The 21,188-nt window shown below is 60.7% G+C and carries 18 protein-coding genes; 8 read left to right on the plus strand and 10 right to left on the minus strand.

The genetic code is table 11. The features are described from left to right. The first annotated feature begins 1 nt into the window (after nt 1). Nucleotides 2-1,888 carry a GGDEF domain-containing protein gene (locus PRZ01_RS15835; protein ID WP_273597779.1) on the plus strand — a complete coding sequence of 629 codons (1,887 nt, stop codon included), beginning with the start codon at nt 2-4 and terminating at the stop codon, nt 1,886-1,888. A gap of 104 nt (nt 1,889-1,992) precedes the next feature. On the opposite strand, the gene PRZ01_RS15840 is transcribed toward PRZ01_RS15835, so the two are convergent. From PRZ01_RS15840 to PRZ01_RS15885, 10 genes are all read right to left on the minus strand, one after another. Continuing rightward, nucleotides 1,993-2,616 carry a DUF642 domain-containing protein gene (locus PRZ01_RS15840; protein ID WP_273597780.1) on the minus strand — a complete coding sequence of 208 codons (624 nt, stop codon included), beginning with the start codon at nt 2,614-2,616 and terminating at the stop codon, nt 1,993-1,995. A 207-nt stretch (nt 2,617-2,823) separates the two neighbouring features. After that, on the minus strand, nt 2,824-4,128 hold the full coding sequence (clsB, locus tag PRZ01_RS15845) for a cardiolipin synthase ClsB (protein ID WP_273597781.1): 1,305 nt from the start codon (nt 4,126-4,128) through the stop codon (nt 2,824-2,826). 13 nt (nt 4,129-4,141) lie between these two features. Further along, nucleotides 4,142-4,957: an endonuclease/exonuclease/phosphatase family protein gene (locus PRZ01_RS15850; RefSeq protein WP_409993864.1), complete on the minus strand. Its 816-nt coding sequence runs from the start codon at nt 4,955-4,957 to the stop codon at nt 4,142-4,144. Then, nucleotides 4,954-5,463, minus strand: a complete 510-nt coding sequence (gene nudB, locus PRZ01_RS15855) for a dihydroneopterin triphosphate diphosphatase (protein ID WP_273597782.1) — start codon at nt 5,461-5,463, stop codon at nt 4,954-4,956. The genes PRZ01_RS15850 and nudB overlap by 4 nt, the downstream gene beginning before the upstream one ends. Nucleotides 5,464-5,583: 120 nt before the next feature. Next, entirely contained in the window at nt 5,584-7,380 is a 1,797-nt protein-coding gene (gene aspS / locus PRZ01_RS15860) for an aspartate--tRNA ligase (RefSeq protein ID WP_273597783.1), read from the minus strand. Nucleotides 7,381-7,504: 124 nt separating this feature from the next. Then, nucleotides 7,505-8,170 (minus strand): DUF502 domain-containing protein, encoded by a 666-nt coding sequence (locus PRZ01_RS15865; RefSeq protein WP_273597784.1) that lies wholly within the window; start codon nt 8,168-8,170, stop codon nt 7,505-7,507. Nucleotides 8,171-8,227: 57 nt separating this feature from the next. Then, on the minus strand, nt 8,228-8,569 hold the full coding sequence (locus tag PRZ01_RS15870) for an FmdB family zinc ribbon protein (RefSeq protein WP_273597785.1): 342 nt from the start codon (nt 8,567-8,569) through the stop codon (nt 8,228-8,230). Between the two features lie 78 nt (nt 8,570-8,647). After that, complete coding sequence (locus PRZ01_RS15875; RefSeq protein ID WP_273597786.1) at nt 8,648-10,102, minus strand: high affinity choline transporter 1; 1,455 nt, start codon at nt 10,100-10,102, stop codon at nt 8,648-8,650. Nucleotides 10,103-10,231: 129 nt separating this feature from the next. After that, a complete protein-coding gene (gene ubiB, locus PRZ01_RS15880; RefSeq protein ID WP_273597787.1) occupies nt 10,232-11,788 on the minus strand; it encodes a ubiquinone biosynthesis regulatory protein kinase UbiB in 1,557 nt (518 codons plus the stop codon). Then, nucleotides 11,785-12,327 carry a hypothetical protein gene (locus PRZ01_RS15885; protein ID WP_273597788.1) on the minus strand — a complete coding sequence of 181 codons (543 nt, stop codon included), beginning with the start codon at nt 12,325-12,327 and terminating at the stop codon, nt 11,785-11,787. Before PRZ01_RS15885 ends, ubiB begins: the two co-directional genes overlap by 4 nt. 213 nt (nt 12,328-12,540) lie before the next feature. Between PRZ01_RS15885 and PRZ01_RS15890 the strand changes: the two genes are divergently transcribed. The 7 genes from PRZ01_RS15890 to rfbD all read left to right on the plus strand — a co-directional run bounded on the left by PRZ01_RS15890 (nt 12,541) and on the right by rfbD (nt 21,178). Beyond that, nucleotides 12,541-13,929, plus strand: coding sequence for an undecaprenyl-phosphate glucose phosphotransferase (locus PRZ01_RS15890; protein WP_273597789.1), 1,389 nt, complete (start codon nt 12,541-12,543; stop codon nt 13,927-13,929). Between the two features lie 56 nt (nt 13,930-13,985). Further along, complete coding sequence (locus PRZ01_RS15895; protein ID WP_273597790.1) at nt 13,986-15,230, plus strand: porin family protein; 1,245 nt, start codon at nt 13,986-13,988, stop codon at nt 15,228-15,230. Nucleotides 15,231-15,260: 30 nt separating this feature from the next. Further along, a complete protein-coding gene (gene galE, locus PRZ01_RS15900; RefSeq protein ID WP_273597791.1) occupies nt 15,261-16,286 on the plus strand; it encodes a UDP-glucose 4-epimerase GalE in 1,026 nt (341 codons plus the stop codon). Nucleotides 16,287-16,329: 43 nt separating this feature from the next. Next, the gene (locus tag PRZ01_RS15905) at nt 16,330-17,781 is read left to right on the plus strand and encodes a mannose-1-phosphate guanylyltransferase/mannose-6-phosphate isomerase (protein WP_273597792.1); all 1,452 of its coding nucleotides are present in this window, start codon (nt 16,330-16,332) and stop codon (nt 17,779-17,781) included. Between the two features lie 89 nt (nt 17,782-17,870). Next, complete coding sequence (locus PRZ01_RS15910; protein ID WP_273597793.1) at nt 17,871-19,151, plus strand: nucleotide sugar dehydrogenase; 1,281 nt, start codon at nt 17,871-17,873, stop codon at nt 19,149-19,151. Between the two features lie 74 nt (nt 19,152-19,225). Then, the gene (rfbB, locus tag PRZ01_RS15915) at nt 19,226-20,284 is read left to right on the plus strand and encodes a dTDP-glucose 4,6-dehydratase (RefSeq protein ID WP_273597794.1); all 1,059 of its coding nucleotides are present in this window, start codon (nt 19,226-19,228) and stop codon (nt 20,282-20,284) included. Between the two features lie 12 nt (nt 20,285-20,296). Then, nucleotides 20,297-21,178 carry a dTDP-4-dehydrorhamnose reductase gene (rfbD, locus tag PRZ01_RS15920; RefSeq protein ID WP_273597795.1) on the plus strand — a complete coding sequence of 294 codons (882 nt, stop codon included), beginning with the start codon at nt 20,297-20,299 and terminating at the stop codon, nt 21,176-21,178. The last annotated feature ends 10 nt before the right edge of the window (nt 21,179-21,188 follow it).

Genomic DNA, 21,188 nt, shown 5'->3' on the forward strand with positions numbered 1-21,188 from the left:
CTTGGCTGATGACGCTCGCTCTGGCAATGCCTCGCCCATTGAGGCTGGGCTTGTGTCCATGCCGGATGAGCGCCCCATGCGCTCACTGGCGGAAAGGCTGACACGCCGTATTGCCTGGCTGTGTGTCATGGCCACGGCCCTTGTGGGCCTCTTTCGGTTCGCGCAGATCTACTACTCAGAGCGTGCCAGTTTCGACAACGCCGTCGCCCAGGTCAGCCAGACGCATCTGCCACTGCTGTCCAGCAGTCTCTGGGACATTGAGCCGACTGCCGTTCAGCATTTGCTGCAAGAAATCGTCAAGGCACCCCAGATTCAAACCGCACGCCTACAAGCCAGCACCGGCCAATACTTTGAAGCCGCTGACCCGCCACTGCTTGAAAAGCGCCCGCCTCCCGGAGGCGGGCTGATGCCGCAAGGGGATGTCAATTTCCAAATCCCCGGACCGGTCGGCAAGCACCGCATCCTGGGCCAATTGAGCCTGGATTTCAATCACGGATATTTGAAGCGGCAACTGATCTCAAGCGGCCTGCGGGTTCTTCTTGTCGGTGGCCTGCTGACTTTGGTTTTCAGCGGACTCACACTGCGCATCTTGCGCCGCGAATTGCGCCAACCCTTGCATGACCTGGCACGATTTGCTGCCGCCCTGGCGCCAGGCAAACGCCCGCCGCCCTTGGTGCTCAACCGCCCCGAGCAAAGCCATCGCGATGAACTCGATGTCGTGGTCGACGGATTCAAGACCTTGCGCGATGACATCGAGTTGTATGTCAAGGAGCGGGAACGACGTGCTGAACAGCTGGAGTTGGCCGTCGCGAGGCGTACGGCAACACTGCATGAAGTAACACGTTACCTGGAGAGCATCTCACGGCGCTCCAGCCGCTGCCTGAATCTGGCCGTGGACGAGTATCCCGACATGATTCGAGCTACGCTGCGAGATATATCGAGCTTCACAGGACATTGCAGCCTGGCCATTGCTGAGCAGGCCGCCGAGGGTGAGCCACTGATTTGCCGCTTTGTATGGATCGCCCCGCACGACCGGATCGCCGGGATGGCTGTCGACCAAGCGCTTTTGCCTGACTTGATCGGCCCGCTGCAACGCGGCTGGTCAGTTGTTCGCTACAAGCGCCTGGCTGATGCTGAACCTGCTCGCGCACAAGCCATGCAGCGGCATGGCATTCAAGCCCTGGTGAGTTGCGCGCTGCAAGGCAACAACGGCCGAACGCAAGTGCTGATGGGGGCGTCTTCTCGTCCTGAGCAGTGGACCTTTCGCGATGATCGCATGGCCAAAATGGCGGCCGAAATGCTGTTCAACATCATGCGCCACTGGCAAGACCAATTGGCGCTGCGCCGACTTCACCAAGAACTGGAGCAGCGCTCCAATACCGACTCGCTCACCGGGCTGGCCAACCGCCGCTGGTTTGACGAGCTCAAACTGGAGGAAACCCGCCGGGCACTGCGCAGCGGCAGCCCTTTGGCTTTGGTGGCCGTGGACGTGGACTATTTCAAAGGCTACAACGACAACTACGGCCATGCGCAGGGCGACCAATGCCTGGTCGCGGTGAGTCGCATGATTCAGCAAACCTTCAACCGGGCCGGAGAAATGCCAGCACGCGTGGGCGGCGAAGAATTCACTGTGCTGCTGCCCGAGCACGATCTGCAGCAAGCGCTGAGCCAGGCCGAGCGGCTGCGCCAATGTGTGATCGACCTCGCCATCCCGCATCAAGGCTCGCCCTTGCAGCGCGTCAGCGTCAGTTGCGGCGTAGCCTGCATCCTGCCCGACCACATTCAATCCGGTGCCAGCCCAGATCAGATCATTGCCGACGCGCTGGAAGCCGCAGACTTGGCACTGTATCGCGCCAAAAAGAGCGGCAGGAACCAAGTCTCAAGCTGAGCAATGGCATGGGTTTGCCATCGCAAACCCCATTGAAAAAGCACCCGAAGGTGCCTCCATGGCATGGCACTGGGTCCATGCATGCGTGAAACGCTCAGTCGCGCTCAACGCTGCGTGTCAGCGCCCCGCTTGCGCTGAAGCGAGATCAGGCCCATGCCCAGCAGCCCGATGCCAAACAGTGCGAAGGTTTGTGGCTCCGGAACGGCCGTCACGCTGACGGCGTCCAGTGAGGTGCCGAGCCCATCGCTGGTTCCTTGCCCCACGAAGGACAGGAGTGTCGAGGTGCCGGTGGCCTTAAAATTCACCGTGTAGTGGCTCCAGACATTGTCACCCGTGTTGTTGTAGGCCAATGCGGGTGCCGAACCGGAAAGGGTGCCGAAGGTCCAGCCCAAGCCATTGCTGTCCACGGGAACGCCGGTGCGGTTGGAGTACGCAAAACTCAGTTGATACCACTGTCCCGCCGTGGTGCTCAATTGCTGGCTGATTGAACTATTAGCAACGACATCCAACTCAATAAAATTGCTACCGTCATAAGCCTTGCCTACCGTATTGTTACGGATCTCAATGCCCGGCGTACCCACGGTCCAGCCTGACAGGGTGTTTGTGATCAAAGGAGGGCCGCCGGCAGTCAGTACATTGGCTTCAAAGCTGCCGTTTTGCACCAAGTTGGTTGCGGCCTGGCTCAGCAACGGGAGAGCGATCAGGGAAAGTGCGAGAAATTTCTTCATGATGGTCCTAACTGAACAAAAGTTTGTTTTGGAATTTCAGTTTAACCAAATAGATCATTTGAAACACCCCGTACTTGCGGGATTGGTCACTTTTAATCATTTAGTGGATTTTTTTGGCATTTTTAGCAGCATGACCACTGCAGCCAGACTTCGCGCCCAACAGGCAGTGGGCAGCAGTCAGTAGCGCTCAGTAGTACTCAATAACGCTCAGTAACGGCCCGTGGCACCCGCAACACGGAGATAAACGTAGGCCCCCCAGGCCACCAGCGCACGGCGCATGACGCCCCCAAGGCCCTCGCCCCCGAGTTGGCGCAACTCCACGGCGCGAGACACTGCCACAGCCGCATCGAACTGCGCAGCCAGGCTGGCTGCAAATTTGGCGTCTCTCACGATCACGTTGGCTTCCAGGTTCAGCAGCAGCGACAGCGGATCGATGTTGGAACTGCCTACCGTGGCCCATTGAGCATCCACCACCGCGATCTTGGCGTGCAGGTAGGCAGGGGTGTACTCAAAAATCTGCACCCCATGGCCCAACAACTCCGCATACAGCGCCTGCGCGGCAAAGGCGGCAATGCGATAGTCCACCTGCCCTTGAAGTAACAATCTCACCCGCACGCCACGTCGGGCCGCGTCACGCAGCGCACGCCGGAAAGACTGGCCGGGATAAAAATAGGGCGTGATGAGATCAACATGCTGTTGCGCACCCCGAATGGCGACGATATAGGCCCGCTCGATGGTACGACGCTGACGCAAGTTGTCGCGCAGGACGAATGCGGCGCAAACTGGGGGCAATGCCCGCACCGAGTGTGTGGCGGGCCGCTCAGGCTGGCGAGACATGCGCAGGCGCTGAGTGATACGGCGCAGACGCATGAAAGGCTCGCGGCTGCGCACCAGCACGCGCAATTCCTCGGCGATATCACGGCCCAGCCAGGCACGTGTCCAGATGGCACGCGCCGCCTGCGATACGGCGCCCACAATCGGCCCCTGCAAGGCCACGGCGAAATCCAGGCGCGGTGCATCCAGAGCGCCCTTGTGAATATCAATGCAATCGTCCACGACGTTGATGCCACCAACAAACGCCTGCTGTCCATCCACCACGCACAGTTTTTGATGTAGGCGCCGCAACTGCCCCGGCTGCAACCAGCGCCACCAACGGTCGATAGGACGAAACACGGCCAACGCAATGCCCGGGCGGTCCAAGGCTTCACGCAACCAACTCAGGCAGGCCTTGGTGCCAAAACCGTCCACGACGACACGGACTTTGACGCCACGCGCCGCGGCCCCCTGCAAACTGGCCACCAGGTTTTGGCCTGCCGAGTCGTCGTTGAAAATATAGGTGGCCAGCCAAACCTCGCGCTGGGCCTGGTCAATGGCCTGGTTTTGCTGCGGAAACAAGGCGTCGCCGCCGCGCAGCAGATGCACCTCGTTGCCCCCAGTGAAACTACCGGCAGCGGGCGTCGGCCAAGTTGGGCGGCCTGGGCGGTGAACAGCCACACCGTCATCAGCCGTCATGGTGCCACCACCCTCAAGGCCCTTCGGGCGCCAGCTCGGCCAGCAACGGCAAGTGGTCTGACATACGAGCCCAAGCCGGCCCCTTGGGCACCTGCATGTTCACGCAGCGGAGGCCTCGAACGTAGATGCGGTCCAGCGAGAAGAACGGAATTCTCGACGGAAACGTCGCCAGCCGCAGGCGCCCATCGGGGTGACGGGCCCGGGTCAGCCCTAGTTCGCGCATGGGTGCGTCGAGCCGCTCACCCCAATCATTGAAATCACCGGCCACCACCAGCATGGCCTCAGGCGGCACGTGCCGGGCGACAAATTCAGCCAAGCGCTGCACTTGGCGCACGCGCCCGCTGTGCATCAAACCCAGGTGCGCCACCACCGTGTGCAGTTCTTGTCCCTGCCAGTTGACCGGCACATGCAACAGGCCGCGTTGCTCAAAGCGGTGATCGGACACATCGTGGTGCCCCACATCGCCCATAGGCCAGCGCGACAGCAAGGCATTGCCATGCTCGCCATGCTTGGTCACGGCGTTGGTGCGGTACGCCACCTCGAAGCCCTCCGGCGCCAGGAATTCAGCCTGCCCCACGTTGGGCCACCCAAACCAAGTGCGCTGAAATTGCTGGGCTTCCTGGTGGTGGAAATGCCGAACCTCCTGCAGAAACACCAAATCCGCGTTCAAGGCCTGGATACCCAGGCCCAGGTTGTGAATCTCCAGCCGCTTCTGCGGCCCCACGCCCCGGACACCTTTGTGGATGTTGTAGGTCGCCACCCGCAACACCGGCCCCAAATGAGCCGACGCGCTGGGCGGTACCGAATGTGCAAAAGGCATTCGACTCATGGCAAGCGCACTCCCGATTGAACCGCGGGCGACGACGAAACCTCACCCTGCAGGAATCGCGGCAATTGCAGCACGGCCTCAGCATTGGAAGGTGAAAAACACAGATCCGCCGCCGCGCGCCACGGCAGCCAACGGTACTGCAGATGCTCTCTCGGCGCCAGGCGAACGGGCGAAGAAGCCGCCACCGTCAAGCCAAACACGTGCTCGGTGTTGTGTGTCACGCCCGGCGCATAACGATGACGCCAGACGGGGTAAATCTCATAGTGGTTGATCAGGTTCCAGTCCTGCAACTCACCGCTGACGATGCCGGTTTCTTCAAGGACTTCACGCCGGGCCGTTTCACACAGCAACTCGTCCAAATGGTCTTTGGAGCCCGTCACGCTCTGCCAGAAACCGGGCCGGTCAGCCCGCTCCAGCATCAAGACCTGCAGATCGGGCGTATGGACGACCACCAGCACCGATTCAGGAATTTTGTAGGACGCAGCGGCAAGCGTAGATTCAGTCATCCCTGAAGCATAGCCCAGCGCCGGGGCCGTCCCGTGACTGGAAGACACGGGCGCGCCATCAAAAAAGGGCACCTTGCGGCGCCCTCTTCTTTGGCCAAGGCCTGGGTACCTGGGACGGGTTCAAGCCGCCGTCGGCGCCACGGCATTGCGCAGGCGAATGTGCAGCTCGCGCAGCTGCTTGTCGTCCACATTCGACGGTGCGCCGGTCAGCAGGCACTGGGCGCGCTGCGTCTTCGGGAAAGCAATCACGTCGCGGATGGAATCGGCCTTGGTCATCATGGTGACAATGCGGTCCAGGCCGAAGGCCAGGCCACCGTGCGGCGGGGCGCCGTACTGCAGGGCATCCAGCAAGAAGCCGAACTTTTCTTGCGCGTCTTCTGCACTGATGTTCAGCGCCGTGAAAACCTTGCTCTGCACCTCGGCCTTGTGGATACGGACCGAGCCACCGCCCAGCTCCCAACCGTTGAGCACCATGTCATAGGCTTTGGCGATACAGGCACCGGGGTCGGTGGCCATCAGGTCCTCATGGCCATCCTTGGGTGCCGTGAAGGGGTGGTGCACTGCGTTCCAGCGGCCGCCCTCTTCGTCTTGCTCGAACATCGGGAAGTCCACCACCCACAGCGGCGCCCAGACGTCGTTGAACAGGCCGTTCGCCTTGCCAAACTCGCTGTGCCCGATCTTCAGGCGCAAGGCGCCGATGGCGTCGTTGACCACCTTGGCGCGGTCGGCGCCAAAGAACAGCAGGTCGCCATCTTGCGCGCCGGTGCGAGCGAGGATGTCGGCAATCGCCTTGTCATGCAGGTTCTTGACGATGGGAGACTGCAAGCCTTCGCGGCCCTTGGCCACTTCGTTCACCTTGATCCAGGCCAGACCCTTGGCACCGTAGATCTTGACGAACTCGCCGTAGCTGTCGATCTCGCCACGGCTGATCGTCGCGCCGCCGGGCACGCGCAGGGCCACCACGCGGCCGCCCTTGGTGGTGGCCGGTGTCGAGAAGACTTTGAAGTCCACATCGCCCACAACATCGGTCAGCTCGGTGAACTCCAGCTTGACGCGCAGGTCGGGCTTGTCGGAGCCAAAGCGATGCATGGCCTCGGCATACTTCATCACCGGGTAGTCGCCCAGCTCCACATTCAGCGCCTTGCGGAAGACGTGGCGGATCATGCCCTCGAACATCGAGCGGATTTCTTCTTCACCCAGGAAGGAGGTTTCGATATCGATCTGCGTGAATTCAGGCTGGCGGTCTGCGCGCAGGTCTTCGTCACGGAAGCATTTGGTGATCTGGTAGTAGCGGTCAAAGCCCGCTACCATCAGCAATTGCTTGAAGAGTTGAGGGCTTTGCGGCAGAGCGAAGAACATGCCGTCATGCACGCGGCTGGGCACCAGATAGTCACGCGCGCCTTCCGGGGTGCTCTTGGTCAGCATCGGGGTTTCGATGTCTACAAAACCGTGTTCGTCCAGATACTTGCGCACTTCCATGGCCACGCGGTAGCGCAGCATCAGGTTGTTTTGCATATAGGGGCGGCGCAGGTCCAGCACGCGGTGTGTCAGGCGGGTGGTTTCCGACAGGTTCTCGTCGTCCATCTGGAACGGCGGGGTCACGCTGGCGTTGAGCACTTCCAGTTCATAGCAAAGCACTTCGATCTTGCCGCTGGTGAGGTTGGCGTTTTCGGTGCCGGCGGGGCGCGCACGCACCTTGCCCACCACCTTCAGGCAAAACTCGTTACGCACCTCTTCGGCCACCTTGAACATCTCGGCGCGGTCGGGGTCGCAAACGATCTGCACCAGACCTTCACGGTCGCGCAGGTCGATGAAGATGACGCCGCCATGGTCGCGACGGCGGTGCGCCCAACCCATCAAAGTCACGGTTTGATCCAGCAGCTTTTCGCTGACCTGACCGGCATAACAAGTTCTCATGAATTCTCTCCAGATATTTCGTCGTTTTGGGCCACGCGGCGTGGGCGCGCGAGGCTGAATGAGGGGAAGGCGCTGGGGGGGCGGGCTCGCGAACCGCACTCAGGATTGAGCAGGTGCCAGCCGCTCAACCCCCGGGATTTCGTGCCGGATTGGCGCCACCAACCGCAGCAAGAGACTCACCTTCTGGTGCCACCACGCCCATGGAAATGATGTGCTTGAGCGCCGCATCCACGCTCATCTTCAAAGGCCGCACACTGCTGCGCGGCATCATCAGGAAAAAGCCAGAGGTCGGATTGGGCGTGGTGGGCACGTACAGGCTGACATGCTCCTCGCCCAAGGCATCGGCCACCTCGCCGCTGGGTTTGCCGGTAACGAAAGCAATGGTCCAGGAGCCGGGATGGGGATACTGCACCAGCACGGCCTCGCGAAAAGCATTGCCACTGCTGGAAAACAAGGTGTCAGACACCTGTTTCACCGAGCTGTAGATGCTCTTGACGATAGGGATGTGGGACATCAATTTGTCCCACTGCTGCAAGGCCCATTGGCCAAAGATATTGGCCACGAACATGCCGGTGAACAGCATGCCCGCCACCAAAATCAACACACCCAGGCCAGGGATATGGCGCAGGCGCTCGATGCTGGCCGCCATGGACGTGGGCAGCACCGCTTGCCAGGCGCTGAGCATCGAGGCAAAAACGCCGTCGATGACGCCCAACACCGAGTGCAACACCCAGACGGTGATGGCCAAAGGCAACCAGACCAGCAGGCCGGTGATGATGTACTTTTTCACGAAGTGGCGACCCCGTCGTGCATCAACCGCCCGAGCACGCCTGCGGGCGCTTGGCGCTCAGTGGCAAGCACAGGAACCACCACAAGACGCAGCGCCACCGGCACTGCCGCCGCCTGAGCTGTCAGTGCTGCTCGATGTACTGCTGGCACTGCTGGTTTCAGCCGGCGCCACAGGAGCGGCCGCTGAAGTCGCCGGCGCGGAGGTGGCGGGCGTGCCGCCCCCTTTGAAGTCGGTGGCGTACCAGCCTGAACCCTTCAACTGGAAGCCAGCGGCGGTAATTTGCTTGGTGAAGGCTTCGGCATGGCAAGCCGGGCATGTGGTCAACGGGGCATCGGAGAGCTTTTGAAGCACATCTTTGGCGTGACCGCATTCAGCGCAGCGGTAGGCGTAGATTGGCATGGTCTGTCTAAACCGTTGATTCAAAACCGCAAATTATAAGGGGCAAGGCTCGGCCGTGCCCGCAAGCCGGGCCGGAGATCAAGCCTTCTCGGGCACGCCGACCAATTTGTGATGGGAGGCATGCACATTGCGGATCGCCTGCGGCCCCAGAGAGCCCACCAACATGCCCACGATGCCGGCCACAAATCCGGCCAATTGCGCGGGAAACTCTTCACCCGCCGGCGTGAGCAGAAACACCAGCCAGGTCAATACGCCCAGCACAATGGCGAAAATCGCACCCTGGGTGCTGGCGCGCGACCAGTAGAGCCCAAACACCAGCGGCACGAAGGCACCGACCAAGGTAACTTGGTAGGCCGCTGACACCATTTCATAAATGGGCGTGCCCTGCAAGGCAATCGCATAGGCCAAGACACAGACGCTGAAGATCAGCACGGAAATGCGCATGGTGCGCAATTCTTGTTTGTCGCTGATGCGCGGAAAAAACTGCCGCCAGATGTTCTCGACAAAGGTCACGGAGGGCGCCAGCAAGGTGGCCGAGGCGGTGGATTTCAAGGCCGACAACAAGGCGCCAAAGAAAATCACCTGCATGACGAAGGGCATCTTGTCCATTACCAAGGTCGGGATCACCTTCTGCGGGTCTTCAGCGATCAGTTTTGCGGCCTGCTCCGGCATGATGATCAAGGCGCTGGTCACCAAAAACATGGGCACGAACGCAAACAAGATGTAGGAAATGCCGCCGATCACGGGGCCGCGTGTCGCGGCAAATTCGTTCTTGGCAGACATCACGCGCTGGAAAACGTCTTGCTGAGGAATCGAGCCCAGCATCATGGTGATCGCTGCCCCCAGGAAGAACACCACGTCATGGAACTTGGGCTCGGGCAAGAAGCGGAACATGTCTTTGCTGGTCGCCAAATGAATGACCTTGTCGGCACCGCCCGCCATATGGGAGGCAAAAACCGCAATGATGGACAAGCCCACCACCAAAATAATCATCTGGATGAAGTCGGTCACGGCCACCGACCACATGCCGCCAAACAAGGTATAGGCCAAGATGGACACCGTGCCGATCACCATGCCCACCGGCACGCTGATGGAGCCCGCCGACAGCAAGTTAAAAACCAACCCCAAGGCCGTGACCTGTGCGGACACCCAACCCAGGTAAGACAAGATGATGATGAAGCTGCACACCACCTCGACCACCCGGCCATAGCGCTCGCGATAGTAGTCGCTGATGGTCAGCAGCGTCATACGGTACAGCTTGGCGGCAAAGAAGACGCCGACCAGGATCAAGCAAGTGCCGGCGCCAAACGGGTCTTCCACCACGCCGTTCAAGCCAGTTTGCACAAACTTGGCCGGAATGCCCAAAACGGTTTCAGAACCAAACCAGGTGGCAAAGGTGGTGGTGACGATCATCACCAGGGGTAAGTGGCGACCCGCAATCGCAAAGTCCGCGGTGTTCTTGACCCGTTTGGCGGCCCACAGGCCAATGGCGATGGTGACCAGAAGATAGACGATGACGAGTGTCAGGAGCATGGCGGCAGGAGTGGGTTTCAGTTCAGAGCCTTCAACAGAAGCTGAAGCGAAAGCTCAAAATTAGCGGGCGGATTATCGCGGCCCCCAATAAATTCGCAGGGTGGCAAACCCTAGGCACAACCCCTAGGTTCAAGCCCAATGAAGCCGCAGCAAGACCGTCGCGCCCAGCAAGCCCAGCGTGAATCCAACGGCGCCATAAAGCAAGGCTTGAAGCAGTTGATTGGTACGCCGCTGCTCCCGTATCAACACGGTCAACGCGGCCTGATCTTGGCCACGCACCTGCTGTTTCAGCGCATCATGCAAAAGCCGCGGCAATTCAGGAAAGAGCTGGGCGTAACGGGGCGCTTCTTTCTTGACCTGATTGATCAGGGCGCGCCAACCGACCTGCTCGTTCATCCAGCGCTCCAAAAAGGGCTTGGCCGTGGCCCACAGGTCCAACTCCGGGTCGAGTTGCCGGCCCAGGCCCTCGATGTTCAACAGGGTTTTCTGCAACAACACCAGTTGCGGCTGAATTTCCACATTGAAGCGGCGAGAGGTCTGGAACAAGCGCATCAACACCTGCCCCAGCGAAATGTCTTTCAACGGTCGATCAAAATGCGGCTCGCACACGGCGCGAACAGCGCTCTCCAGCTCATCGACCCGCGTACCGGCGGGCACCCACCCAGAGGCGATGTGCAACTCGGCCACGCGTTTGTAGTCTCGACGGAAAAAGGCAATGAAATTCTGCGCCAGGTACTCTTTGTCGACCTCGGTCAGCGTGCCGATGATGCCGAAGTCCAGCGCGATATACCGGCCAAAAGTAGCTGGGTTCAGGCTCACCTGGATATTGCCCGGGTGCATGTCTGCATGGAAAAACCCGTCACGGAACACCTGGGTGAAGAAAATGGTGACGCCATCGCGAGCCAGTTTGGGGATGTCCACCCCCGCCTCCTGCAGACGAGATAGCTGCGAAATGGGCACGCCGTGCATGCGCTCCATGACGATCACGTCGGAGCTGCACATGTCCCACATCATCTCCGGGACCAGCACCAAGTCGAGGCCCGCCATATTGCGGCGCAGTTGCGCGGCATTGGCCGCTTCGCGCACCAAATCCAACTCGTCGTGTAGGTAGTTGTTGAACTCGGCAACCACCTCGCGCGGCTTCAAACGCCGGCCGTCGGCCGAGAGGCGCTCCACCCAGACCGCGACCGTGCGCAGGAGCGCCAGGTCGTCGTCAATGGTGTCCAGCATGCCTGGCCGCAAGACCTTGACCGCCACCTCGCGCCCGTCTTTCAAAGTCGCAAAGTGAACCTGCGCAATGGACGCGCTGGCCACCGGCTCGGCATCAAAACTGCCAAACAGCGCTTCCACCGGCTGGCCGAATGCTTTTTCAACCAGTGCGCGCGATTGCGCCGCAGGAAAGGGTGGCACCCGGTCTTGGAGCTTGGAAAGCTCCTCGATCATGTCCTCAGGTACCAAATCTCGGCGGGTCGACAAAACCTGCCCAAATTTGACAAAAATCGGGCCCAAATGCTCCAGCGCCAGCCTCAGCCGGACGCCACGCGGCTGATCCCAACTCCGCCCAACGGAGATGAAACGGCGCAGCAACTTGAAGCGCCGCCGGCGCAGGCCAGACAAGGCCAGCTCATCAAGCCCAAAGCGAAAGATTGTCCAGACAATGACCAGCAGGCGCGCGAAGTACCTCATGCAGCCCCACGCCCACCCGGCTGAAAATTAGCCGCCGTGCGGGCCAGCCCGGCCATCGCAGACGCTGCCGCCTTGCCAAAGCGCGCCAGTTGATGCGCCGCAGCGGGGCCCACCACATTCGCCAGGTCGTCTTCAATGTCCCAACGGAGGTTTTCCGTCAACCAATTGATTTCGCCGGCCAAGGCGGCATCGCCTTGGACCGTAACCCGCGGCTTTTCGCCGGTCAAGGCACCCAAGGCCATCAGGGCGGGGTTAGAGGCATCCAGCTCAATGCGCAAGGCCGCTGGGGCGCCGGCCTCTTCGGCACCTACCAAAGCATCCAGGCGTTCAAACAAACCGGCGGGTGTGATGCCCAAGGCCAGGTCCGGCATCGGTGGGAGCAACGCAGGCCATCCGTGCAGATGAAGGACAACCGAGCGTCCGGCAAAAGGGCTCAAACGGGCCATTGCGTGGCTTTCACGCGAAATGACATGATTGAGCAACAGGATCGTGCGATCCTGCACAGCAGGCGTCAGTGGGGTCAACCATTCTTGAATCATGGCGGGATTGTAGGCAGTCCGCTTCGCCAATCGGGCCATACTGATGTCAGTCAGCCTGGAAACGGACTCAAAACCAGAGTGACAATCAAGCGCAAAGCTGCTCAAAACGGGCTTTACCATTGAGAACACACAGGGGCCCGAGTCAAAAAATAATGCATTCAGATCAGCTGTGACACTGCAAGTATTGCGATGTCACCAAGGAGCAAGGAAACAATGTTCGAGGACAGAAGCTATAAAAGGACGTTCTACAACGCGCCCCAGTCCGTCGAATCGTTGATCGCCGCCTTCCTCGAGCCCGGCCTCATTGTGCTGAGCTATCTGGCGGTCAGCGCCTATTTTGGCGAACCCATCCTGCGCTCCAGCTTGACGCTTTGCCTGCTGGTGTTCGCCCTGACCTTTCCGGGCCGCAACCGCTTTGCGGACCACATCGTCAGCGCCACGATCGACGTGCTGGGCGCCTGGATCGCCTTGCTCATCATCCTCGCCCTGTGTGGCTACGCCACGAACAGCATGGGCTACTTCGAGGACAAGGTTCTGATCTGGTGGGCCGGCATCACCCCTGTGCTGCAAGTGCTGGCCATTGGCGTGGGCAAGGCCATTCAACGCCGCCTGACCCGGGCCACGCGCCGTGCGGCGGTGATAGTTGGCGGCGGGGTGCTGGGCGTCAAAGTCGCTCGTGCACTGCGGGACGGCGTGGACAAGGGGGTTGACTTCGTCGGCTACTTTGACGACCGCAAGGACGCCCGGCTGCATCCCGACGCCAGCCCCTTGTTGCTCGGCACCCTCGGCGACCTGAGCGATTACGTGCGCAAAAACAATGTCCGTGAGGTTTACATCACGCTGCCGCTGGGATCGCAACCCCGCATCGTGCAGTTGCTCGAACAGATCCAAGGTACAACGGCCTCTTTGTTCTTCGTTCCCGACGTGTTTGGCATCAGCATCATCCAAGGTAGGCTTCAAGACATGAACGGCGTGCCCGTTGTGGGCATCTGTGAAACGCCTTTTACCGGCACCAACGACCTGATCAAGCGGATCAGCGACGTCATTTTGGCCAGCTTGATTCTCGTTTTGATCTCGCCAATCCTGCTGGCCGTCGCCATCGGGGTGAAGTGGAGCTCGCCAGGGCCGATCATCTTCAAGCAGCGGCGCAACGGCCTGGATGGTGAAGAAATCATCGTCTACAAATTTCGCTCCATGCGCACGCAGGACGACGGCGCCGTGGTCAAGCAAGCCACCAAGGCCGACCCGCGCATCACGCCCTTTGGCGCCTTCATCCGGCGCACCTCGCTGGACGAACTGCCCCAGTTCATCAACGTGCTGCAAGGCCGCATGAGCATCGTCGGGCCGCGCCCTCACGCCGTGGCGCACAACGAAGAATACCGGCAGTTGATCAAGGCCTATATGGTGCGCCACAAGGTCAAGCCCGGCATCACTGGCTGGGCGCAAGTGAATGGCCTGCGCGGTGAGACCGACACCATCGACAAAATGAAAGCACGGGTCGAGTACGACCTCGAATACCTGCGCAATTGGTCCTTGGCCCTGGATCTTCAAATCATCGTTCGCACCGCCCGCCTCATGATTTTTGACCGTAACGCTTATTGAGTTTGCCGGACAAGTAACGCGCGCCACCCTGGCCGCAAGCCGCCCTTGAGGACCTTATGTTGAAACAAAAACAAAAAATATCAGCGCGCCTGACCCCCTGGCTCAGCGCAGCCTGCCTTCTGAGCGGCGCCAGCGCCGCGTGGGCAGAAGCCACGCCTTTTTACTACGGCGGCTCGGTAAGCCTGAACCACGTTTCCAACCTCTACCGCGTCAGCAACAACCCCAACAGCGATGATGTGGCGACGGTGTCGCTACTGGGCGGCATTGATCAGCACTTGGGACGGCAGCGGGTCTTCGCCGACGCGTCGCTGCAAAACAGCCGCTACCGCAGCAGCAGCAACCTGAACAATTCAGGCTACAGCCTGAAAGGGGGCCTTGACTGGTCCACCATCGAGCGGATTTCGGGCACGCTTTCAGGCAGCAGCAGCCGTTCACTGGCCAACTACAACGTGGGTGGCGGTATTGCGCCGGTGTTTGAAAAGAACATCGAAACCAACAACCAGATCGACAGCGTTGTGCGCCTGGGCCTGGTCACCAAGTTCACCCTTGAAGGCGATGTGGGCTTCAACCAACGCCGCTTCACTTTGCTTCAATATCACGGCCTTGAATTTGACCAACTGCACTACTCCCTGGGCTTGAATTACCAACCCAGCAGTGACCTGCGCCTGGGGGTTGCGGTGCGCCGCACCAGCACCAACTATCCGCGTTCCACCCAAACCAGCCTGACGCCAACATTTGCGTCGGCCAAATATGTACGCAATGACATTGACCTGACCACCAACTGGAACATCAGTGGGAAAAGTGCCATTTTTGCCCGCCTGAGTTCCGGGCGGCAAACCCTTGCCGAAGGTGGAAACCAGAACTTCTCAGGCTTGACCGGGCAGGTGAGCTGGACCTGGCAGCCGACAGCGCGCTGGAATATCACCACCTCCGCCAGCCGAGACACCGGCCTGCAGAGCTCGCTCTTCCAACTCGGCGCGGTCAACACCAACTACGACCAGGACAGCATCACCAAGGCCCTGCAGATCAGCGCCACTTATGAGTTGACCTCAAAAATCTTCCTGACTGGCGGCGCCAGTATCAGCAGCGTCGACCGCAAGCAGTCGCTGCTGGCCATCCCCGGGCTGGACAGCAGCAGCTTCGACAAAGACAAGTCCTTCAACCTGGGCGTGCGTTGGGCCTACTCGCGTGGCATCACGCTGGGCTGCCAGGCTGGGCAAAATTCCCGTGACAGCAGCACGGTCTACAGTGTCTACACTGCCAACAATTTTGGCTGCTACGGACAACTCATCGTCAATTGACGGGATGCCCTCTTCCCCCCTTTCACACTCATGACTTCAACCATCCTGCTCACGGGGGCCACCGGCTATATCGGCTCGCACACTTGGCTGGCCCTGCTGGCGGCCGGCTTTCGGGTGGTTGGTGTCGACAATTTATCCAACAGCTCACCCGAAGTTTTGAACCGGCTGGGCCGTTTGAGCGGTGTCACGCCAATTTTCGAACGCGCCGATGTGTGCGACGCGGCGGCCATGAGCACGGTTTTCGGGCGACACCGACCCGACGCAGTCGTCCATTTCGCGGCCTTCAAGGCCGTGGGCGAATCCACCGCCAAGCCGCTGGACTACTACCGCAACAACCTGGGTGGCTTGATCAACACCTGTGAAACCATGCGCGCGCAGGGTTGCCGCCGAATGGTCTTCAGCTCCAGCGCCACCGTCTACGGCGTGCCTGAGCACCTGCCGCTGACCGAAGGCGCGGCCCTGGCGGCGGTGAACCCCTACGGCGCCACCAAGCTGATGGGCGAGACGATTCTGCGCGACCTCGGTGCCTCAGACCACGCATGGCAAACCGCGACGCTGCGCTATTTCAATCCGGTGGGCGCCCACCCGAGCGGTCTGATCGGAGAAGACCCTCGCGGCACGCCCAACAACCTTATGCCCTATGTGGCGCAGGTTGCCGTAGGTCGCCGCGCGCGGCTGCAAGTCTTCGGCAATGACTACCCGACCCCCGACGGCACGGGGGTCAGAGACTACATCCATGTGATGGATTTGGCCGACGGTCACGTGGCAGCCCTGAACTTTTTGCTGGCGCAGCCCGAGTCCATCACCGTCAACCTGGGAACGGGTTGCGGCTACAGTGTGCTCGCCTTGGTAAAAGCCTACGAGAATGCCAGCGGTCGCGAGGTGCCCTACGACATCGTGTCGCGTCGCCCGGGTGATGTGGCGTCCTGCTACGCAGACCCGGCATTGGCGAAAGAAAAACTCAACTGGCAGGCGCAGTTCGACCTGCAACGCATGTGTGAAGACAGTTGGCGCTGGCAACACATGAATCCTGAGGGATTCGCAACGCCCGCCTGACTCAGGCTCTCACCCCACCACTCATCAAGCAATCTGGCAGTACATGAGCAACAAAATTCAAGTCCAACCCGTCATCATGGCCGGTGGCAGCGGCACCCGGCTGTGGCCCTTGTCGCGTGCGGCCTATCCCAAACAGTTCTTGATCTTGTCGGGCAACACCAGCTTGTTCCAACAAGCCGCACAACGCTTGGCCGCCCTGGCCAGTGACGACCTGGTCATTGCCGGGCCAGATATCGTCGGCAATGAAGAGCACCGCTTTCTGATCCTCGATCAACTGCGTGAAACCCGCCTGGACCCGCGCAGCGTGCTGCTGGAGCCGATGGGGCGCAACACGGCCCCCGCGCTGACGCTGGCCGCGCTCAACGCGCTGCAAGACGGGCAAGATCCTGTGCTGGTGGTGACGCCCGCCGATCAGACGGTGACGCTGGCCGAGGCCTTCACGGCCTGCCTGCAACAGGCCATTCGCCAAGCGGCCGACGGCTCCATCGTGATCCTGGGCATCACCCCCGATCGCCCGGAAACCGGTTTTGGCTATATTCGCAGCAAGGCTGCTGAGGCCGGCCAGCAGGGCATGCTGGTGGAGCAATTCGTCGAAAAGCCGGACGCTGACACCGCGCAGCGCTACCTCGAAGCGGGCAACTATTTCTGGAACAGCGGCATGTTCGTGCTGCGCGCCAGCACTTGGTTGACGGCCCTGGAGCGCTTCCGCCCAGACATCCTGGCCGCCACCCGCAGCGCGTGGGCGCAACGTCAGACCGATAGCAAATTTGTGCGCCCAGGCAAGGCCGAATTCGCGGCGATTCCTTCTGAATCGGTGGACTACGCCGTGATGGAACGCTGCCCCGGCTCAGACATCACCTTGCGCATGCTGGCCCTAGACGCCGGCTGGAGTGATCTCGGCGCCTGGGAAGCCGTTTGGCAAGTGGCAGACAAAGACAGTGCCGGCAATGCGTCGCAGGGCGATGCCATCATCAGCGACAGCCGCAACACCCTGGTCCATGCCACCAGCCGTTTGGTCAGTGTGGTCGGCCTGAGCGATGTGGTGGTGGTGGAAACCGCCGACGCCGTGCTGGTCAGCGACCGAGCACGCAGCCAAGACGTCAAGAAAATCGTGGCGCGGCTGGATGCCGAAAAACGCGGCGAACAGACGCTGCACCGCAAAGTGCACCGACCTTGGGGCTGGTACGACAGCATCGACTCGGGCGAACGTTTTCAAGTCAAGCGGATCATGGTCAAGCCCGGCGCCACCTTGAGCCTTCAAATGCACCATCACCGCGCAGAGCACTGGATCGTCGTGTCCGGCACGGCGGAAGTCACCAACGGAGACAAGGTGATTTTGCTGACCGAAAACCAAAGCACCTACATCCCTTTGGGCGAAACGCACCGCTTGGCTAACCCGGGCAAAGTGCCACTGGAAATCATTGAAGTCCAGTCCGGCTCCTACCTGGGCGAGGACGACATCGTCCGGTTCGAGGACAGCTACGGTCGGCGCTGATCGCCCACTTACGTTGCTGTGGCGGGCGCCCCTTGCACCTCGCACCGCCCGGCACCCAAGATTTTCAAACAAGCATTCTGGAAGACATCATGAGCGTTGTTGCCGTCGTTGGATTGGGTTATGTCGGTTTGCCCCTGGTCATTGAATTTGGTAAGCATGCGCGCTGCATTGGCTTTGACATTGCCAAAGACAAGGTCGCCAAATGCCAGGCCGGCACCGACCCCTCGCGTGAACTCTCCGACGAAGAAATGCGGCAATCGCCGCATGCGCAATACAGCAGCGACCCGCAATGCCTGGCCGAGGCCGACGTCATCATCGTGGCGGTGCCCACACCGGTAGACGAAGCGCACATCCCTGACTTTCGCCCCTTGATCGGTGCCAGCACCAGCGTGGGCCGCCACATGAAACGCGACGCCATCGTGGTGTATGAGTCCACCGTTTACCCGGGCGCCACCGAAGAGGTGTGCATTCCGGTGCTGGAACGTGAGTCCGGCCTGAAGTGGAAGCAAGACTTCAACGTTGGCTATTCACCCGAGCGCATCAACCCGGGCGACAAAGAACACACGCTGACCAAGATTCTCAAGATTGTTTCCGGCGACACGCCTGCCACGCTCGACACCGTGGCCAAAGTCTACGAGCGCATCATTGTTCCGGGCGTGCACCGCGCCACCAGCATCAAGGTTGCGGAAGCCGCCAAGGTGATCGAAAACACGCAGCGCGACCTCAACATCGCCTTGATGAACGAGTTGTCCATCATTTTCGACAAGATCGGCATCGACACCACCGAAGTGCTGGAAGCGGCCGGCACCAAATGGAACTTCCTGAAATTCAAACCCGGCCTGGTCGGCGGCCACTGCATTGGCGTGGACCCCTACTACTTGACCCACAAGGCCGACATGCTGGGCTACCACCCCCAAGTGATTCTGGCGGGCCGCCGTATCAATGACGGCATGGGCAAGTTCATTGCCGAACAGACTATCAAGCAGATGATTGCGGCGGGCTGCCCCATCAAGGGTGCACGCGTGAACGTGCTGGGCCTGACTTTCAAGGAAGATTGCGGCGACCTGCGCAACTCCAAAGTGATCGACATCATCAACGAGTTGCGCAGCTACGGTGTCGAGGTGATCGTCACCGATCCGGACGCCGACGCCGACGAGGCCGTGCATGAATACGGCGTGCGCCCTGTTCCCTGGGCCGACCTGCCCCGCGCCGACGCCGTGGTGGCCGCCGTGGCTCACAAATCCTACAAGGCCTTGAGCGCCGAAGAGTTGGCCAGCAAGGTCGTGGCGGGCGGTGCCTTCATCGACGTCAAAGCCGCCTTCAACCAACAGATGCTCGAAGCCGCCGGGCTGCGCGTTTGGCGCCTTTGATCACAGACGGGTTGGCGGACCCCATTTTTGTTGTCCAATAGCGCCAATTCCAATCACAGAACTTATCAGACGACATGACTATTCTGGTCACCGGCGGCGCCGGCTTCATCGGCAGCAATTTTGTACTCGACTGGCTCAAGACTTCCGATGAGCCTGTCGTCACCCTCGACGCCCTGACCTACGCCGGCAATCTCGAAAACCTGGCCGCACTCAAAAACGACGCCCGCCACACCTTTGTCAAAGGCGACATTTGCGATCGGGCCCTGGTCGACCAGCTGCTGAACCAGCATCGCCCGCGCGCTCTGGTGCACTTCGCTGCTGAAAGCCATGTGGACCGATCCATCAGCGGCCCCGGCGCCTTCATGCGCACCAATATCGAAGGCACCTACACCTTGCTGGAGGCCGCACGTGCGCATTGGTCGGGTTTGAGCGAGGAAGACAAAGCCGCTTGGCGCTTCCACCATGTGTCGACCGACGAAGTCTACGGTTCACTGACCCCTGAGGCCGCGCCGTTTTCCGAAACCAACACCTACGAGCCCAACAGTCCCTACTCCGCCAGCAAGGCCGCCAGCGACCACTTGGTGCGAGCCTGGCACCATACCTATGGCTTGCCGGTGGTGACCACCAACTGCAGCAACAACTACGGCCCCTTCCACTTCCCCGAAAAGTTGATTCCGCTGATGATTGTCAACGCCCTGGCGGGCAAGGCGCTGCCCATCTACGGTGACGGAAAAAACGTGCGCGACTGGCTCTATGTCACCGACCATGCCAGCGCCATTCGAGCCGTACTCAAAGGCGGCCGCGTCGGCGAAACCTACAACATCGGTGGCTGGAACGAGATGACCAATCTCGACATTGTTCACACCGTTTGCGCCTTGCTGGATGAACTTCGCCCTGATGCGGCAGGCAGTTATACCCGCTTGATCACCTACGTGAAAGACCGCCCCGGCCATGATCGGCGTTATGCCATTGACGCCCGCAAGGTCGAGCGTGAATTGGGCTGGCGCCCGGCCGAAACTTTTGCCACCGGCATCCGAAAAACGGTGCAGTGGTACTTGGACAACCCCGAGTGGGTGGCGCGCGTGCAAAGCGGCGCCTACCGTGACTGGGTGACTCAGCAATACCAGGCCTGAGATCGCTCACCCATGAAAATCCTTTTGCTCGGGAAAAATGGCCAGCTCGGCTGGGAATTGCAACGCGCCCTGGCCCCGCTCGGCGAGGTGATTGCGCTGGACCGTCATGACGGCGGCGACCTCGGCGATAACGCCCAACTGCAAGCCACTGTACGTCGCGTGGCACCCCAGGTCATCGTCAACGCGGCGGCCTATACCGCTGTCGACAAGGCGGAGTCTGAACCCACGGCGGCCCACCAGATCAACGCCGCCGCACCCGCCTTGCTGGCGAGCGAAGCGCAGGCTCTACAAGCGCTGTTGATTCACTACAGCACCGACTACGTCTTCGACGGCAGTGGCGATCAGCCGCGCAAGGAAGACGCCGCCACCGGTCCATTGAGCGTCTACGGCGCCAGCAAACTGGCTGGCGAAGAGGCCATCCGCGCCAGTGCTTGCCAGCATCTGATTCTGCGCACCAGCTGGGTGTATGCGGCGCGCGGCGGCAATTTCGCCAAGACCATGTTGCGCTTGGCGGCGGAGCGCGAGCAACTCAAAGTGATCGCCGACCAACTCGGCGCGCCCACGGGTGCCGATTTGCTGGCCGATGTCACCGCCCACCTTTTGCGCACCGCGCAAAAGCAGCCCGACTTGTGCGGCACCTACCACGCAGTGGCCAGCGGCGAAACCAGCTGGCATGCCTACGCGCAGCATGTGATCGAGTTCGCACGCCAAAAAGGTTCGGCCATCAAGGTCGCACCGGACAACGTTCTGGCCATTCCGACCCGCGACTATCCAACGCCAGCGCAGCGCCCACTCAACTCACGACTGTGCAATCAAAAGCTGCAACAGGCCTTCGGCTTGGTGTTGCCCCACTGGCAGCGAGGCGTCGACCGCATGCTGGCCGAAATTCTCTAAGGCAACCAAC

It is taken from the genome of Roseateles koreensis (genome assembly GCF_028595305.1).
GTDB lineage: Bacteria > Pseudomonadota > Gammaproteobacteria > Burkholderiales > Burkholderiaceae_C > Paucibacter_A > Paucibacter_A koreensis.